Annotated in this window: 14 protein-coding genes; 6 read left to right on the top strand and 8 right to left on the bottom strand. The window is 61.4% G+C overall.

Translation table 11 applies throughout. The features are described from left to right. Nucleotides 1-14 precede the first annotated feature (14 nt). Nucleotides 15-944 carry a DUF3644 domain-containing protein gene (locus tag HMPREF2617_RS01375; RefSeq protein WP_141762975.1) on the bottom strand — a complete coding sequence of 310 codons (930 nt, stop codon included), beginning with the start codon at nucleotides 942-944 and terminating at the stop codon, nucleotides 15-17. Between the two features lie 1,055 nt (nucleotides 945-1,999). Beyond that, nucleotides 2,000-3,352 (bottom strand): sodium/glutamate symporter, encoded by a 1,353-nt coding sequence (locus HMPREF2617_RS01370; protein WP_070839234.1) that lies wholly within the window; start codon nucleotides 3,350-3,352, stop codon nucleotides 2,000-2,002. 69 nt (nucleotides 3,353-3,421) lie between these two features. On the opposite strand from HMPREF2617_RS01370, the gene HMPREF2617_RS01365 reads away from it, so the two are divergent. Continuing rightward, complete coding sequence (locus HMPREF2617_RS01365) at nucleotides 3,422-4,486, top strand: ferredoxin reductase domain-containing protein (RefSeq protein WP_141762974.1); 1,065 nt, start codon at nucleotides 3,422-3,424, stop codon at nucleotides 4,484-4,486. Here HMPREF2617_RS01365 and HMPREF2617_RS01360 read toward each other — a convergent pair. Continuing rightward, nucleotides 4,473-5,303, bottom strand: a complete 831-nt coding sequence (locus HMPREF2617_RS01360; protein ID WP_070839231.1) for a carbon-nitrogen hydrolase family protein — start codon at nucleotides 5,301-5,303, stop codon at nucleotides 4,473-4,475. The genes HMPREF2617_RS01365 and HMPREF2617_RS01360 overlap by 14 nt on opposite strands. 91 nt (nucleotides 5,304-5,394) lie before the next feature. Between HMPREF2617_RS01360 and HMPREF2617_RS01355 the strand changes: the two genes are divergently transcribed. Genes HMPREF2617_RS01355 through HMPREF2617_RS01345 form a run of 3 tightly spaced genes read left to right on the top strand, consistent with a single transcriptional unit; the run spans nucleotide 5,395 to nucleotide 8,616 of the window. Then, entirely contained in the window at nucleotides 5,395-5,643 is a 249-nt protein-coding gene (locus HMPREF2617_RS01355; protein WP_070452523.1) for a hypothetical protein, read from the top strand. Then, nucleotides 5,640-6,791, top strand: a complete 1,152-nt coding sequence (locus HMPREF2617_RS01350) for an alpha/beta hydrolase (RefSeq protein ID WP_070839226.1) — start codon at nucleotides 5,640-5,642, stop codon at nucleotides 6,789-6,791. The genes HMPREF2617_RS01355 and HMPREF2617_RS01350 overlap by 4 nt, the downstream gene beginning before the upstream one ends. 58 nt (nucleotides 6,792-6,849) lie before the next feature. Then, entirely contained in the window at nucleotides 6,850-8,616 is a 1,767-nt protein-coding gene (locus HMPREF2617_RS01345) for a pyruvate dehydrogenase (RefSeq protein WP_070452529.1), read from the top strand. 85 nt (nucleotides 8,617-8,701) lie between these two features. On the opposite strand, the gene HMPREF2617_RS01340 is transcribed toward HMPREF2617_RS01345, so the two are convergent. From HMPREF2617_RS01340 to HMPREF2617_RS01320, 5 genes are all read right to left on the bottom strand, one after another. Further along, nucleotides 8,702-9,124 carry a heat shock protein transcriptional repressor HspR gene (locus HMPREF2617_RS01340; protein ID WP_070484720.1) on the bottom strand — a complete coding sequence of 141 codons (423 nt, stop codon included), beginning with the start codon at nucleotides 9,122-9,124 and terminating at the stop codon, nucleotides 8,702-8,704. Between the two features lie 21 nt (nucleotides 9,125-9,145). After that, nucleotides 9,146-10,330 (bottom strand): molecular chaperone DnaJ, encoded by a 1,185-nt coding sequence (gene dnaJ, locus HMPREF2617_RS01335; protein ID WP_070839224.1) that lies wholly within the window; start codon nucleotides 10,328-10,330, stop codon nucleotides 9,146-9,148. 144 nt (nucleotides 10,331-10,474) lie between these two features. Continuing rightward, entirely contained in the window at nucleotides 10,475-11,155 is a 681-nt protein-coding gene (grpE, locus tag HMPREF2617_RS01330; protein WP_070423279.1) for a nucleotide exchange factor GrpE, read from the bottom strand. A gap of 33 nt (nucleotides 11,156-11,188) precedes the next feature. Further along, nucleotides 11,189-13,021, bottom strand: a complete 1,833-nt coding sequence (gene dnaK / locus HMPREF2617_RS01325) for a molecular chaperone DnaK (RefSeq protein WP_070839222.1) — start codon at nucleotides 13,019-13,021, stop codon at nucleotides 11,189-11,191. Between the two features lie 254 nt (nucleotides 13,022-13,275). Further along, nucleotides 13,276-14,796, bottom strand: coding sequence for an acetaldehyde dehydrogenase ExaC (locus HMPREF2617_RS01320; RefSeq protein ID WP_070839215.1), 1,521 nt, complete (start codon nucleotides 14,794-14,796; stop codon nucleotides 13,276-13,278). A 154-nt stretch (nucleotides 14,797-14,950) separates the two neighbouring features. On the opposite strand from HMPREF2617_RS01320, the gene HMPREF2617_RS01315 reads away from it, so the two are divergent. After that, nucleotides 14,951-16,351, top strand: coding sequence for an AI-2E family transporter (locus tag HMPREF2617_RS01315; protein ID WP_101741022.1), 1,401 nt, complete (start codon nucleotides 14,951-14,953; stop codon nucleotides 16,349-16,351). 45 nt (nucleotides 16,352-16,396) lie between these two features. Further along, entirely contained in the window at nucleotides 16,397-16,921 is a 525-nt protein-coding gene (locus HMPREF2617_RS01310) for a type 1 glutamine amidotransferase domain-containing protein (RefSeq protein WP_070839212.1), read from the top strand. The last annotated feature ends 232 nt before the right edge of the window (nucleotides 16,922-17,153 follow it).

Raw genomic sequence — 17,153 nt, 5'->3', positions numbered from 1 at the left:
AATACCCCTACCAACTACGCGCACTCAGCATATGTCCACATTGTCGCATTCTCTCCAGCTGTACTGCGGTCGTAGGCGTACCGTTCGTCGTCCCGGAGTTGAAAAACTTTGATGAAAAGATCGAAGTCATACTTGTTAAATCTGCGTTTTTCTCCACGGTGATAGATGGTTGTCTTCGACTTTGCGAGGCGCTTGAGCACCTCGTTAACCGCCAATTTTTTGGTGTATGGATAGTAACTAGCTGCATCGCGGACATCCTTGACAATGGCAATGCCCGCATCAGCATCGCTATCGATGTAGACATTGAGATCAGCATCCTTCGACTTCTTGACGATGCGGAGGTTCGTCTCATAAATCGCAGCAGCGGCTCCCCCTTCACCTGTACCAGCCGCGTCTGCTGCAAACTGTCTCATTTTTAGGAGCTTCTCCGCGACGTGTGGTTCATATTTTGCCCGGATTACGTCGGGATCAATAGCACCACGACGCACAGCAAGCGTGAGGTGATTTTCCGGAATTAATTCACTTACAGACTCGCCATGCAGCTCGAGCAGTTTGTCTGCATAGTTCATCACTGACTTCTGCAGGAATGGACCGATAAAGATCTCGTACTCGTCAGTAATGAAATGCGTATTGATGTTACGGAAACGGATGATCTCAGCCATGTTCACTCGTAATGGATCTTTGTCGTTCGTAAAAATTTTCTTCAGGCAATCCGCAAGCGCGATTGTCTTCCCCGGCTCATCGGGGTAGTAGATAGCCTCGACTCCTCGTTCTTTGACTAAGTACGCCTTGAGCATGAGCTCCCAAGCATTACAAAGAAATATCGAGCAGGACTCAGCGTGATATTTCAGAGTCGGACGGTTGTAAAGCTCCAACGCAAGAATGAAGGCTTCTTTACTCTTCTCCAAAAGGCGCTGGACGATCTCTTCATACCCCATTTCCATAACGACTCAGTCTAACGATCAACGCGACGCCCTTAGTGCTGGTCGTCTAGTTGCGCGGCAGTGCGTGCTAGACGATCAGCTTTCGTCGAAAATGTTTCCCCAGGTGATGATGGAAACGATGGTCGATAAAAGAAAGATCGTCTAGTTGCACAAAAACGCAGCTAGACGATCAGGGGCGCGTTTGCCTCACGGTTGTTACGGGTTAAGCGACAAAAAGAAAGCCGCTGGGCGCGACTGCACCTAGCGGACATTCTCTTAATTACCGGATTTTAACCCGTCTTGTGAGAACCAACTGTATATATAGTTTTGTGCAGAAGCAAACTACATATTCGATTACGCGTGCTCTTTCTGACCCTCGCTTCAAAACTTACATACAGGCAGCCGGGGGCTCAGAAAAACAAGCACTTCTGCTCTACCTTTGGAATATCGAGATGGCGGGAGCTGTCGCTGCGACCACAGGTATGGTCGAAGTACAACTCAGAAACAGCATCAATTCACGCCTTCAAACTTGGAATGCATCCCAACCGGTTAATGATCCAAACCGTACTTGTGCGTACACAAGGGACTGGCTAAAGGATCCTGCACCTCGACTTCGCCAGATTATTTCGCCACCACGCAAAAGGCCACTTTGGCAAAAAGCGGAACCAGCCCTACGAGACGAACTTGGCAATTGTGCAAAGCCGAATCCTTCTCATGACGACCTTGTCGCGGCTTTGCCTTTCGGTTCATGGCTTTTCATCTTGCCTCAACCCCAGGTTTCTTCTCCTCAAAATCCCCGGATGCGGATTTGGGACGAGACTCTCAAGCATGCATTTACTGCTCGGAACGCTTCCGAATTCCAGAGCGCTAATCCCGCTGTCATTTACCAGTGGGCAAATGCAGTACGGCACGCACGAAATCGTGCAAGCCATCTAGAACCGCTGCTTGACCCTGGGCAATTGATCCGTGTTCATCGAATATCCGCACGCCTTATGCATTCAATGAACCCCGCTGCCGCATCCTGGCTAGCGGGGCAGCAATACATCCATTCAGTGCTTAAAAGGAAACCCGTGTAGCTACTCTCTTGCCGGAGAGGTGCTGCGGTCGTCGTTACGCATGGGCACCCACTTGAGCGCGTAGGCCATGATCACCACGCCCACGGCGATGGCGAAGGACACCCAGCCGAAACCGGTGGTGAAGCCGGCGATGACGGCGATCGGTGCGAGGATGGTCATGCCGATTTCGAAGGGGGCGAAGCCGACGTAGGCCACGCCGTACTCGTTGAGGGTGCCGGACTTGAGTTTCGGGTCGACCATCTTGAGCAGCGCGATGCCGGTGGCCACGGCGGCGGTGGCCCAGCCCCAGCCGAACAGGCCACGCTCGAGCCAGTTTTCGCCAAAGAAGGTCGGGCCGGCCCACAGCATCCAGACCACGCAGAACACGGTGCCCAGGACGAACATGACAACCAGTGCCTGCCAGTAGCCGGCGAGTGCGGCGGGGACGATAGACGCGATGCCGAAGGCGATCATGTAGTCGGTGGCAGCGCCGGAGATGGAGTTGATGGTGGAGCCGTCGAGGTAGTTCGGGCGGCCGGCGAGTCGCAAGGCAAGACGGCCGACCAGACCGACCACGAACGACATGGCGAACAGCGGGATGGACACGTTTGGCCACTGCCCCTTGATCAGCGTGTTCAGCAGGTACGCGATGAGCACGGTGAACACGATGAAGCCGGCGTGCAGTGCGAGCGGTTCGATGGACGACGGGTTGGTGGTGGCTTTGCCGATGGAGGGGCGTTCTTCCTCGTTGCGGATGTAGCCGGTGCGCAGGTCGTCGGGAAGATCGCCCGCGAGCTGGGACGCCTTGCCTTTGCGGATGCCCCAGTTGGCCATGATCACGCCGCCGACAATCGCCACGAGGGTGCCCACGGTGGCGGAGGTGAAGCCGAGAGAGGATGCGCCTTCAACGCCGATCTCCTCAAGCGCGGAGCCGACGGCCGCTGCGGTGCCGAAGCCGCCGACGAAGCCGACGGGCAGCATCATGCCGAACCACGGCTCGGTGCCGAATACGGGTGCGAAGAGGTAGATGCCAAGCAGGATGAATAGGCCCCATTGCCCCATGAACATTGCGGTGGAATAGCCCCACATGTTGCGCGCACCGGTGGCCACGGACCCGCCGAATTGCATCGAGTACGCCATCGACGCGAACACCACCGCGATGAGCAGCGTGGTGTACGTGCCCACCTGGTCGGACCAGTTAATCAGGCCGAGGACTTCCGGCCCGAGGATGAGCCCGATAAGGCCCGCGGTGATCGGTGCAGGCAGCAGCAATGCTTGCAGTACGCGCAGTCGGTTGCGCAGGACGTTGCCGACGATGAGGAGGAGGGAGATCCATCCGATGTCGGTAAGCAGCGTGTATGGGGTGAATTCCATCGCAGCACCTTCCTTTATCCACTTATCGCATATAAAACAGTCTGTACTCTAACCCAGTACGCTGTTTTCATGACTTTTCCGGAGTCCGTTGAGTTGTTGCGCACCCACGGATCGCGCGTGAGTGAGGTGTGGCGCGCGAGGTTCGTGGAGGCGTATCCACATGCGTCGATGATGCTTGCTCCTGGTGAGCGCATGCCGCAGATGCTTATCGACGCCACCACGTGGCTCCTCAGCCACTCCCCCACCGAAACCACCGACCGTCTGCGCGCGATCGCGCTGGACCTGCGCCGCACGGGCTTCCCCGCCGAGGAGTACCCGAACGCGATGCAGTTGCTTGGCGACGCCATCCGCACCGTCGCCGAAGAAACCGGCGCCGAGGTCGGCACCGGTGCTGGCGGTGGCACCGAGGACCCCACTCCGGCGCTCGTGGCAGCGGGTGAGGTGATGCGCAAGGCAGCATCCCAAGCCGACTACGCGGGCGTGCCGGCGGCCTCAGCGGCGCAGGTCACCAGCGTGGAGGAGCGCGACGGGGTGCAGATCGTGCGCCTCGAGGCAGGCACGCGCATCATCTATGCCCCCGGTGAAACGCTGCCCGTGATGTCGCCGGAAGCCCCCGGTGTGTGGACCGGGCTGATCCCGGCGCTGCCGTCGAACCCATTCGGACAAATGGAGTTTCACATCGGCGCGGGCACCGATCTTGCGGTTGCGCCCGGCGCGTGGTTGACATTGGGTGTGGCGCGCGGGGGTCTGCAGGGGTTCGTCGATAAGCAAGTGCTCTTGGTGGCCGCGGGGACGGGGTTGGCTGCGGCGAAGGCGCTGGTTTTTCACTGGTTGGAATGCGAGGAGCACCCCGATGTGCACCTGGTTTCGGATGTGACGTACGACCGGGCGGCGCTGGACGCGTTGGCTGGCGCGCAGGACTGGCTGGACGTGAGTTGGGTGGTGGAGTCGCGCCTGGGTGCGCCGCTGGAGCAGGTGGTGTCGGGCCCGGGAATGTGGTGGGGTCGCGACGTGATCGTGTGCGCGGACCAGGCACGCGCGGCCGCGATCACCGACGCGTTGGAAGAAGCTGGCGCCGAGGGCGTGCAGGTCATCGCCCACGACGCGACGCCGGAGTGGTTTAGCGCATCGTAGTGTCCGCGCGGATCTGGCCGAGCGGAAGGCGTTTGCGCTGCTTGGCGGCCTCTTCGGGGTCGATGTCCACGACCAACGTTTCGGGGCCGTAGCCGGCTTCGGCGATGCGCACGCCGGAAGGGTCGACCACGGTTGAGTGGCCCGCGCCGGTGGGACCGGACGGCTCGCCCGCTTTGGTTTCAAAATCCGGGCGCGACTGGCCAGCGGCCGCGATGAACACCCCGGCGTCGAGGGCGCGCGCGGCGGTTAAGATGCGCCACTGCTCCACCTTGCCGGGCCCGTCGGCCCAGCTTGTGGGTACGACAATGACTTGGGCGCCGCGGTCCGCAAGGGCCTGGAACTGCTCGGGGAAGCGAATGTCGAAGCAGGTGGCCACGCCCACCGTCACGCCATCCTGCTCGAAGGTGACCAGGCGTTCGCCGGGGCGCACGGTGTCGGACTCGCGGTAGTTAAACGCGTCGTACGTGTGGATCTTGTCGTAGCCCTCATGCAGGCTATTTCCCGTGATCAGGGCGGTGTTGTAGACGCGGTTGATGGTTTTCTCGCCACGCTGAACGGTATCGGCGGGCCGGAACATGCCAGCCACGATGGTCACGCCGAGCTCGCCTGCCAGGTCGCGCATGTTGGTGGCAAACGCGCCGTCGAGGTCATCCGCCTGCGTATCCAGTCGGCCCTGCTCAAAGGCCTGACTGGCACCCTCTGGCAGCACAATCAGGCTCGCGCCTTGGGCGGCGGCGTCGCGCACCAGCGGAGCAAGGTGGGCAAAGTTGTCCATTGTGTCACTGCCTGTGACCGTTTGCACCAACGCGATCTTCATGTGGATAACTTTAGGTGGAGTTCGGGGCAGTTATCCACAGATTTTTCTTCGCCCCTTGTGGTTGTGTGCTGGTGCGCAGAGGATTCGGCCCATGACTCTTGAAATCTCAACACGCACAGCACCCGTCGCCCGCGGCCTCACCCGAACGTTCACACCGTTACCGTTTGCGCAGGTGGGGGTGTCGCGGACGGCGGAAGCGTTGTCGTCGATACGCAACAGCACGCACATGCTTATCGACGACACCACCGCCCACCTCAACACCCACCTCAATTCCATCGCGCGCTTTGCCCGCGCGGTGGAGGGCGTGGACGCCGACCTGGAAGCGAGGCTTGCGCCATGAGTGTTGCCACGTACCGTCCGGCGCTGGACGCGGCGGAACTCTCGGCGGCAGCGGCCGCGTTGCGCCTCGCCTCTGATGCCGCCCGGGAGCGTGCCGAGCATGTGCCAACCTCACGCGAGGCGCTGGTGTCCACCGGCTTTCGGGGTGTGGCGGCGGATGCGGCGTACGCGCGGTTAGATGCATTCGGGTCTGTGTTTGCGCGCGGTGCCGACGACTTGACCACGGCGGCGTCGTTGGTCGCCGCTGCAGCGGGGCTGCAACGGCAGTTGGACGAGGCCGCCATGTTTGCCACCCGCTACCTGCACTCGCGCACCGTGTTGTGGCTCAACGCGATGTCGATGGCGCTGGACCTGGAACTCGCACGGTCCTTGTTGCGCCTTGGCGGGCACGAGCAGGACTACGACCCGCTGTTCGCCCACCCGGATGAGTCGTTTCAGGACCTGCACGCGCGTCATGTGCCGACCTTGCCCACCGCGACTCGTGCCGCCGTGGAGGCTGCGGGCGGGACCGTTCTCGAGGCCGGACCTGCTTCGACCACTGTTGTCGTCGGTGACGTTGTGGAACCGGCGCGGGTGATCACCATGGTGGCCGGCGCGACCACGGGCGCGCCGGCAAAGTTGGAGGGTGAGTTGGCAAAGGCGTCACGGTTGGCGCAGCAGACCGGTGCTGCCGTGGTGGTGTGGCAGGGCTATGCGCCACCACGCTCAGTGCCGCGGGCGGTCTCTCCCCTGCGTGCTTCGGCCGGTGCGGATGATCTGGCGATGTTTCAGGCGGCGCTTGAGGAGCGCTTCCCGGACGCACAGAAGACCGTCGTCTCCCACAGTTACGGCACGCTGCTGGCCACCACGGCGGCGCGCGACCATGGACTTATAGCGGATGACTTATGGGTCCTCGGCAGCGCCGGCGTCGCAGGCCAGCACGTTTCCGAGCTCACACTTGCGGATGAGTACGCCACCGTTCACGTCGTCGATTCACCCCAGGACCCCATCCTGTTGCTGCGCTCTGGTCCGTCGGCGGTGCTGGGGGCGTCGCCGTCGCATGTAGGGTGGGGTGCACAGCGCGTGGAGGGCGTGCGCGGCGGGCACTCCGACTACTTCACAGACCCGGCCTTTGTGTCTGCTTTGCAACAGCGCGCAAGCACAACTTAAGAAATGGCGTTACCATGGCGAACGTTTAAAGAAACTACCTTTAGGAGTCTGATAAACCATGGCAAACTTTGCAGAGCAAGTCGTCGAGCGCCTCGAGGCCCTCGGCATTAAACGCATTTATGGTCTGGTGGGCGACTCGCTCAACCCGCTTTCGGACGCGGTGCGCGAAAGCGACATCGAGTGGGTCCACGTCCGCAACGAGGAAGCCGCAGCGTTTGCTGCCGGTGCAGACTCGCTAGCCACCGACGAACTCGCCGTCTGCGGCGCATCCTGCGGCCCGGGCAACACTCACTTCGTCCAGGGCCTGTTCGAGTCCCACCGCAACGGCGCGAAGGTACTCGCCATTGCATCGCATATCCCGACGGCCGAGATCGGTTCCTCCTTCTTCCAGGAGACCCACCCGGAGATGCTGTTCCAGGAGTGCTCCTCCTACTGCGAGGTCGTCCACACCGCCGACCAGGGCATGCGCGTGCTGCACAACGCCCTGCAGAACACACTCGCCGGCAACGGTGTGTCCGTGATGGTCGTGCCTGGCGACGTGTTCGCCGCCGACGTTGCCGACGGCCCCCACACCGCCGACTCCGTCTACGCCACCGGCAAGGACAAGCGCGTCTACCCGGACCCCTCCGAGGCCGCACGGCTTGTCGAGGCCATCAACAACGCCGACAAGGTCACCCTGTTCTGCGGCTACGGTGCACGCGACGCCCGCGACGAAGTCTTCGCTTTGGCCGAGAAGATCAAATCCCCGATCGGCCACTCCTTCCGCGGCAAGATGTACTTCGAGTACGACAACCCTTACGACGTCGGCATGTCCGGCCTCCTTGGCTACGGCGCATGCCTCGACGCCATGGAAGAGTCCGACCTGTTCATCATGGTCGGCACCGACTTCCCCTACACCGACTGGCTGCCCGAGGAAAACGTCGCCCAGATCGACATCAACGGCACCCACATCGGCCGCCGCACCAAGGTCGACTACCCCGTCGTCGGCGACGTCAAGAGCGTCATCGAAAACATCCTCCCCCACGTCGAGGAGAAGAAGGACCGCAAGTTCCTGGACAAGATGCTCAAGCGCCACTACCAGCTGCTGGACCACGTGGTGAAGAGCTACACCGAGGAAGCCTTCGAGTCGAAGAAGCCGATCCACCCCGAGCTCGCTGCCTCCGTGCTGGACAAGCTTGCCGACGACGACGCCTACTTCACCGTCGACACCGGCATGTGCAACGTGTGGTCCTCGCGCTACCTCACCCCGAACGGTAAGCGCGACGAAGGCGCATCCTTCCTCCACGGCACCATGGCTAATGCTCTGCCGATGGCCATCGGCGTCCAGGCAGCACAGCCGGACCGTCAGGTCATCTCCTGGTCCGGCGACGGCGGCCTGGGCATGCTTATGGGCGAATTGCTCACCATCAAACTGCACCAGCTGCCGGTGAAGGTGATCTGCTTCAACAACTCCTCCCTCGGCATGGTCAAACTCGAGATGATGGTCGCCGGCATGCCCTACTTCGGCACCGACCACGAACAGGTCAACTTCGCCGAGATCGCCAAGGGTGTCGGCATCAAGTCCTTCCGCATCGAGGAGCCCGAGGACCTCGAGCCGATGCTCAAGGAGGCACTTGCTTACGACGGCCCCGTAGTCGTCGACATCGTCACCGACCCCGAGGCTCTCTCCCTGCCACCGGGAATCACCTGGGACATGATGAAGGGCTTTGCCAAGTCTGGCGCCCGCACCGCCTTCCTTGAAGGTGGCGTCGGCCGACTGTTCAACCTGGCCAAGTCCAACCTCCGCCACATCGGCGGTGCTGCTGCCATCGAGTTCGGCGGGTAGGTTGCGGTAGTTCGAATGCGCGATAAAGCCCGCGCTGCCCCTGTGATGGGTAGCGCGGGCTTTTCTTGTCTGTCGTTGCCGCCGACTAGGCGTCGGGGGTGAGGTTGCGGCGACGGCGTCGTCGTGAAGCAGCTGGCTCCCACGCCACGACCGCGGTGGAACGCGGCACGTGCACCAACTCGCCACCACGGCGAGAACCGTTGCGCAACTTCTGGCGCAGCTCTTCGTTGTGGCCGCGCTGGGCATCCAACTCGTCCTGCAGTTCCTCGATCTGCGCGGAGAGTTCAATGATCGTCTTGATGCCCGCCAGGTTCACGCCTTCCTCCTGGGAGAGGTACTGGATGCGGCGCAGCATCGAGATGTCCCGGCTGGAGTAGCGGCGACCGCCACCCTTGGTACGCATCGGGGTGACCAGGCCGAGCCTGTCGTAGGTGCGCAGGGTCTGGGCGTGCATGCCGGTGAGCTCGGCGGCGACAGAGATGACGAAGTATTCCTTCTCTTCTGCCATGGTTACACCTCCTTTCGCCGTCTAGCGCTCGGACCAGCCGGCGCGCGGGTCGAAACCAGAATCCTTCTCGGCCTGGGCGTATGCGCGCAGCGCACTGGTCGCGGACGGGTCGAGATCCTTCGGCACCTTCACCTCAACCGTGACCAACAGGTCGCCGGCGTTGCCGGATCGCTTCGGGATACCACGGCCACGCACGCGCAAGGTGCGGCCGTTCGGGGTGCCAGCGGGGACCTTGACCTTCACCGGGTTGTCTAGGGTCGGCACCGTGATAGTGGAACCGAGGGCGACCTCTGCAAACGAGACGGGGACCGTGACTTCGAGGTCGTCGCCGGAGCGGGTGAAGGTGTCGTCGCTACGCACATGCACCATGACGAACAAGTCGCCGGCGGGAGTGCCGTTGGGACCTGCTTCGCCTTGGCCTGCAAGGCGCACCTTCTGACCATCGATGACGCCTGCGGGGATGCGGACCGTGATCGAACGGGTACGTCGGACGGTGCCGGTGCCGTTGCATGTGGTGCACGGATCCTCGATGACCTCGCCGGTGCCGTGGCAGTTCGTGCAGGGACGAGCCATGCCGAACGCGCCGGAGTTCTCCCGGATGTAACCGGAGCCGGAGCAGACCTCGCACGTGTGCGTCTTGCCGGACTTCGAACCAGAGCCGTGGCAGGTGGTGCACGGTGCGTCGCCGGTGAGCTCGACGGGGAACGTCGTGCCCTTGGCTGCTTCGCGGAAGTCGAGGGTTATCTCCGTTTCGACGTCGGCCCCCCGCGACGGCCGAGCGTTCCTGCCAGCACCGCCGCGGCCGCCAAAGAAGCCACCGAAGATATCACCAAGGCCGCCGTCTCCAGCTTGTCCACCAGTGGCTGATCCGAAGATGTCCGAGAGGTCGAATTCCGTTTCCGTGCCGCGAAACCCGCCCGGAAAACCGGACGCTCCTCCCCGCCCGAACCGGCCAAAGCCGCCCGAGCCGATCATGGACTTCAACTGGTCGTATTCTTTGCGCTTCTGCTCGTCGCCAATAACGTCGTACGCTTCCGCGACCCGCTTGAACTTCTCCTCGGCCTTCTTGTTGCCGGGGTTCGAATCCGGGTGGTTTTCGCGTGCGAGCTTGCGGTACGCCTTCTTAATATCGGCCTGGCTTGCCGTCGACGACACACCTAAGTCGCCGTAATAATCCTTGTCGGCCCATTCCTGTTGCATGGCCATCTCGCACCCTCCTTTCGCTGTAAATCGGTGTGGAGTTGTTGTCTTCTAAATTTCGTTCACTAAATAATCTAAGTAAAAAGGCCGGGGATCAGGCCGCTTCTTGTTTGCGTGTACCCATTCCCCGGCCCTGCCACCAAGTTGTTGTTACTCGGTGGTATCGGCACTTTCGGCCGGATCGGCGATGATCACCATGGCGTTTCGCACCAGGCGGTCACCCACCGTGTAGCCCTTGCGCAGCACCGTTCCCAGAACCTTTTCATCGCCCTGGGACAGATCCTGCACGGCCTCGTGGACCTCCGGGTTGAACTCGTCACCCTCAGCACCGAACTCCTTCACTCCCTGGCCGGCGACGATGGAACGGAACTTATCCGCGAAGGCCTTCAGCGGGCCTTCTTCCAGGTCGCCGTGCTGCTGGGCGAGATCGAGATCGTCGAGAAGCGGCAGCAGCTCGGTGGCAAACTTTGCCTTCGCGGTGGTGGCAATCTCGCCACGCTCACGCTCCGTGCGCCGGCGGTAGTTGGCGTATTCGGCGCTGACGCGCTGCAGGGACTCGGTGCGCTCTGCGAGCTGCAACTCGATGTCGCTGACCGCGCCGTCACCATCGACGTCCGGGTCTACCTCGCCGTCGGCGATCTGCGCTGCATCTTCCAAGTCTTTCAACTCAGCTTCCGCGGCAACGAGGGGATCCTCGTCCGTGGACAGTGCCTCGGACTCAGCCGCCTCGTCGGCCAGGGCTTCCGCCTGATCTGGGGAGACGTACTGTTCGTCCGTCGCCTCCGGATTACCCGGGTTGTCGGGCATCTGCTCGTTGTTCGGGTTCGTCATCAGACGTCGCCTCCTTACACGTACTGGGTTGGATTACTTGTTGTCGGCGTCGGTGTCGTCGTCCTCGACAACCTCGGCGTCCACAACGTTGTCGTCGCCAGCATCAGCCTGGGTAGCACCCTCGTTGGCCTGAGCCTCGTAGAGCGCGGTGCCCATTGCCTGGGACTCGGTGGTCAGCTTCTCCACTGCAGACTTGATGGCATCCAGGTCCTCGCCCTTGAGGGCCTCGTCGACAGCATCGGCAGCCTCGGTGACGCGGGTCTTGATGTCCTCGGAAAGCTTCTCGCCGTTCTCGTCCATGAACTTGCGGGTCTGGTACGCCATGGTCTCCGCGTTGTTGCGGGTCTCCTGCTCCTCGCGACGCTTCTTGTCCTCGTCAGCGTGAGCCTCAGCGTCCTTGATCATGCGATCGATCTCTTCATCAGACAGACCAGAGCCGTCCTGGATCTTGATCGTGTTCTCCTTGCCGGTGGCCTTATCCTTCGCGGACACGGACACGATGCCGTTGGCGTCGATGTCGAAAGTGACCTCGATCTGCGGAACACCACGCGGTGCCGGAGCGATACCTGCCAGTTCGAAGGAGCCGAGCAGCTTGTTCGCGGAAGCGATCTCGCGCTCACCCTGGAAGACTTGGATCTGCACGGACGGCTGGTTGTCCTCGGCCGTGGTGAAGGTCTCCGAACGCTTCGTCGGGATGGTGGTGTTGCGCTCGATGAGCTTGGTCATCACACCACCCTTGGTCTCAATACCGAGGGACAGCGGGGTGACGTCGAGCAGCAGCACGTCCTTGACATCGCCGCGCAGGACACCAGCCTGCAGAGCAGCACCCAGAGCCACAACCTCGTCCGGGTTCACGGACTTGTTCGGCTCCTTGCCAGTGAGCTCCCTGACCAGATCGGACACAGCCGGCATACGGGTCGAGCCACCAACCAGAACAACGTGGTCAATGTCACCGACAGACATGCCAGCATCCTTGATCACCTGGTTGAACGGGCTCTTGGTGCGATCCAGCAGGTCGGAGGTGATCTTCTGGAACTCGGTGCGGGTCAGGGTCTCGTCGAGGAACAGCGGGTTCTTCTCTGCATCAACCGTGATGTACGGCAGGTTGATGGAAGCCTGCTGTGCAGACGAAAGCTCAATCTTTGCCTTCTCCGCAGCCTCGCGCAGACGCTGCATAGCCATCTTGTCCTTGGACAGGTCAACGCCGTTCTGGGACTTGAACTTGTCCACGAGCCACTCGACTACGCGGTTATCCCAGTCGTCGCCGCCGAGCTCGTTGTCACCAGCGGTAGCCAGTACCTCAACAACGCCATCGCCGATCTCCAGCAGGGACACGTCGAAGGTGCCGCCGCCCAAATCGAAGACCAGGATGGTCTCTTCCTTCTCAGCCTTATCCAGGCCGTAAGCCAGAGCCGCAGCGGTCGGCTCGTTCACGATACGCAGGACGTTCAGGCCCGCGATCTGGCCAGCTTCCTTGGTGGCCTGACGCTGAGCGTCTTCGAAGTAAGCCGGAACGGTAATAACAGCCTCAGTAACCTCATCACCCAGGTAAGCCTCCGCGTCGCGCTTCAGCTTCTGCAGCGTACGAGCGGAAATCTCCTGCGGGGTGTACTTCTTGCCATCAATATCTACGGTCCAGTCCTCGCCCATGTGACGCTTAACGGAGCGGATCGTGCGATCGACGTTGGTCACCGCCTGGTTCTTTGCAGACTGACCAACAAGCACCTCACCGTTCTTCGCAAACGCGACGACCGACGGGGTGGTGCGGGAACCCTCAGCGTTAGCGATAACTACCGGCTCGCCGCCCTCGAGGACGGAGACAACCGAGTTCGTGGTGCCAAGGTCAATACCAACTGCACGTGCCATAAGAGTAAATTCCTCCTGTTGAAATGTGGTTTATCAGTAAGTTGATGCGCTTCGACTCAACTTGACGGCCACCACTATAACATCGGCGGGCACATCCTTGAGTCTGTTGCACTCAATCTATGTAACGGCACACTACCCAAAGTTGTTCCCACTCGACGCAACTTTATTTGTTTCCGCAGGTAGACACGCGCAAAACACCCCCACTGCCCGGGGGATAGCGGGGCGGTGAGGGTGTCGTCGACAAGCAAAAGCCCTTAGAACAGGCCAGTTTCCTTCTCGGAGTAGGACCAGAGGAGGTTCTTGGTCTGCTGGTAGTGGTCGAGCATCATCAGGTGGGTTTCGCGGCCGATGCCGGACTTCTTGTAACCACCGAACGCCGCGTGAGCCGGGTAGGAGTGGTACTGGTTCACCCACACACGACCCGCTTGGATCGCGCGACCCGCCTTGTATGCGGTGGTGCCGGAGCGCGCCCAGACACCGGCGCCGAGACCGTAGATGGTGTCGTTGGCAATGCGGATAGCCTCGTCGAAGTCCTTGAACGTGGTGACGGACATCACCGGGCCGAAGATCTCCTCCTGGAAGATACGCATGTCGTTGGTGCCCTTGAACACGGTCGGCTCGATGTACATACCGTTTTCCAGGCCCTCAATCTTGTTCACGCCGCCGCCGGTGAGCACCTCAGCACCTTCCTGGGGCCCAAGCTCGAGGTAGGACTTGATCTTGTCCATCTGCTCGGTGGAGGCCTGCGCACCCATCATGGTTTCGGTGTCCAGCGGGTTGCCGGTCTTGATCTGCTTGACGCGCTGCACACCCAGCTCAAGGAACTCGTCGGCAATGGACTCATGCACCAGCGCACGGGACGGGCAGGTGCAGACCTCCCCCTGGTTCAGGGCGAACATAGCGAAGCCCTCGATGGCCTTCTTCTTAAAGTCATCATCCTTGGCAAAGATGTCCTCGAAGAACAGTGCCGGGGACTTGCCACCAAGCTCGAGGGTGACCGGGATGATCTTGTCGGCCGCGGCCTTGTTAATGATCTTGCCCACCTCAGTCGAGCCGGTGAACGCAATCTTGGCAATGCGGTCAGAACCAGACAGTGCCGCGCCGGCCTCGTCGCCCATACCGTTGACAATGTTTAGCACACCCGCCGGAATGAGGTCGCCGATCAGATCCATCAGATACAGGATCGACGCCGGGGTCTGCTCCGCCGGCTTGAGCACGATCGCGTTACCTGCAGCCAGCGCCGGAGCAAGCTTCCAGGCCGCCATGAGCAGCGGGAAGTTCCACGGAATGATCTGGCCAACAACGCCGAGCGGCTCGTGGAAGTGGTAGGCGACGGTGTCCTCGTCAATCTGGCTCAGACGACCTTCCTGTGCACGCAGCGCGCCTGCGTAGTAACGGAAGTGGTCAATCGCCAGCGGAATATCGGCAGCGAGCGTCTCACGCACAGCCTTGCCGTTCTCCCATGTTTCCGCGACGGCGAGCTCCTCAAGGTGCTCCTCCATGCGGTCCGCGATCTTCAGCAGGACGCCGGAACGCTCCTGCGGGGAGGTCTTCCCCCACGCGGGTGCGGCCTTGTGTGCAGCATCGAGTGCCAGATTAATGTCGGCTTCCTTACCGAGTGCAACCTCGCAGAACACCTCGCCGGTGACCGGGGTGATGTTCTCGAAGTACTCGCCATCTACCGGCGGAACCCAGTCGCCGCCGATGTAGTTGTCGTAGCGCTTGCGGAACTTGACGTTCGAGCCCTCGGTGCCAGGGTTGGGAAACACAGTCATCGTTGTGGCCTTTCTCGGTCGTGGAATGAATTGTGGGCCACACTACACCCAAATCTCTTTGTGGTCTAGGACAACTCTTCCTTGCGCGCACTTTTCGACGACCCCACGCCCCTTCCCCTTATGCATAACCCCACATCTCTGACACAATGACCACGTGAGTGAACGTAAAAAACCAAAATATGTGGGAGCTCTGGACACGGCCGTAGACCCGATCCAGACACTGCCCACCACGGCCGACGCCGCCCAAGACCTCTCCCGCGAGCCGGTTGACCGCGGCGAGGTCATCGCCTCCGACGGCCGCACCGCCGCCGCGTGGGCACTGCGCTTCATCATCGTTGTCGCAGCCACGGCCATCCTTCTCTACCTGCTCAAATGGGTCTGGATGGGCCTTCTGCCGATTCTTCTAGCACTGATTGTGTCCACCGTCCTGTGGCCACCGGTGCGCTGGATGCGCGACCACAAGGTCCCCGCATCCCTGGCCACGTTCATCACCCTGATCGGCTTCTTCGGCATCATCGGCGGCATCTTCGCCGCCATGGCCCCAACCGTGAAAAGCCAAGGCAGCGAGCTCGTACGTCAGACTGAGCAGGGCCTCAATCAGATCGTCGATTGGCTGAAACAGCGCGACCTGGCATTCCTTGAGCCGGAAAAGATCCAAGAAACCGTCGATCAAGTCACCGCCTTTGCCAAGGGCCAGGCCTCCAACATTGCGTCGGGAGTGTTCTCGGGCCTGGGCGCGATTGCGTCGGTAGGCACCACGCTCGCACTGACGCTCGTGCTCACCTTCTTCTTCCTCAAAGACGGCGACCGCTTCCTGCCGTGGGTGCGCAAGTACACCGGCGTGCGCGCTGGTTGGCACCTCACCGAAGTGTGCAGCCGCTCCTGGAACACCCTGTCCGGATTCATCCGCACCCAGGCCATCGTGTCCGGTGTTGACGCCATCTTCATCGGTCTCGGCCTACTGTTCCTCGGCGTGCCACTGTGGCCGGTGCTCGCGGTGATCACGTTCTTCGCCGGCTTCATCCCGATCGTCGGTGCGATTTCTGCAGGCGCTCTGGCGGTGATCATCGCGTTGGTGTCCAACGGGTTCATGAACGCCGTGTTCGTGCTCATCCTCATCATCGCCGTACAGCAGCTGGAGAGCAACGTTCTCTCGCCGATCCTGCAGTCCCAGGCGATGGGCCTACACGCCGCCGTGGTCCTGCTCGCCGTCGCTGTCGGCGGCACCCTGTTCGGCATCGTCGGCGCGTTCCTCGCGGTTCCGGTTGCCGCTGTCGCCGCCGTGTGGCTGCGTTACTGGGCTGAAATGGTCTCGCTGCGCTCCGGCGAGATCACCGCCGACGAGATAGCCATGGCCACCCAACAAACTCAGACCATGGATTCCAAGGAATCCTTCCTCGCCGTGCGCGACCACATGATGCGCCTGGCCAAACGCGAGAAGGAGCCCGTGAAAGAGGGGCTTGGCTCCACGCGCGTCCCGCTTGACGACGACACCCCGTCCGACATCGACACCAACCCACCCGGACGCCTCCCCGGCGTGAACGACGAAGACTAGGTACGGTGGTGTGCCGCAATTGGTTATCGACGAAAGGAAATACCAATGGCCGATCTGAATAACAAGACCATCGCAATCCTCGCGACCGACGGCTTTGAAGATTCCGAACTGACCTCCCCGAAGGAGGCCGTCGAACAAGCCGGCGCAACCACCAAGGTCGTCTCCACCGAAACCGGTGAGATCGAGGGCAAGAAGGGCGCCAAGGTCGCCGTCGACGTCACCACCGCCGATGCCAAGGCTGCCGACTACGACGCCCTCATCCTCCCGGGCGGCACCCTCAACGCGGATGCCATCCGCGTTGATTCTGACGCCGTCGCCCTGGTCAAGGCGTTCAAGGACGCAGGCAAGCCGATCGGCGTGATCTGCCACGGTGGCTGGATCATGACGGATGCCGACACCTTGAAGGACGTGAAGATCACCTCCGTTGCCAACGTCAAGACCGACCTGGTCAACGCCGGTGCCGAGTGGGTCGACGAGGAAGTTGTCATCGACTCCGGCGTCATCTCGTCGCGCACCCCGGACGACCTGCCGGCCTTCAACGCCGCACTCGTCGAGGAGTTTGCAAAGTAACTTCTGCGAGGTAGCTGCTTTTAGCCCGCTGGCGCGTTTACGCCGGCGGGCTTTCTGCATGTCTGGGAGCTGTTCGGAGCGGATCGTCTAGCTCGCCTCCGATGCTGCTAGACGATTCGCCCCTAAATGAAAACCAGTTGCAACTTCACCTGGGGAAATTCAGCGCGGAATGCTTGATCGTCTAGTCCGGCAGAAGGTCTAGCTAGACGTGTTATGTCCATGAACATTTTGG

Origin of the sequence: Corynebacterium sp. HMSC070H05, from assembly GCF_001837615.1 — a bacterium.
GTDB classification, from domain to species: domain Bacteria; phylum Actinomycetota; class Actinomycetes; order Mycobacteriales; family Mycobacteriaceae; genus Corynebacterium; species Corynebacterium coyleae.
This window is presented reverse-complemented; position numbering and strand designations above follow the sequence as displayed.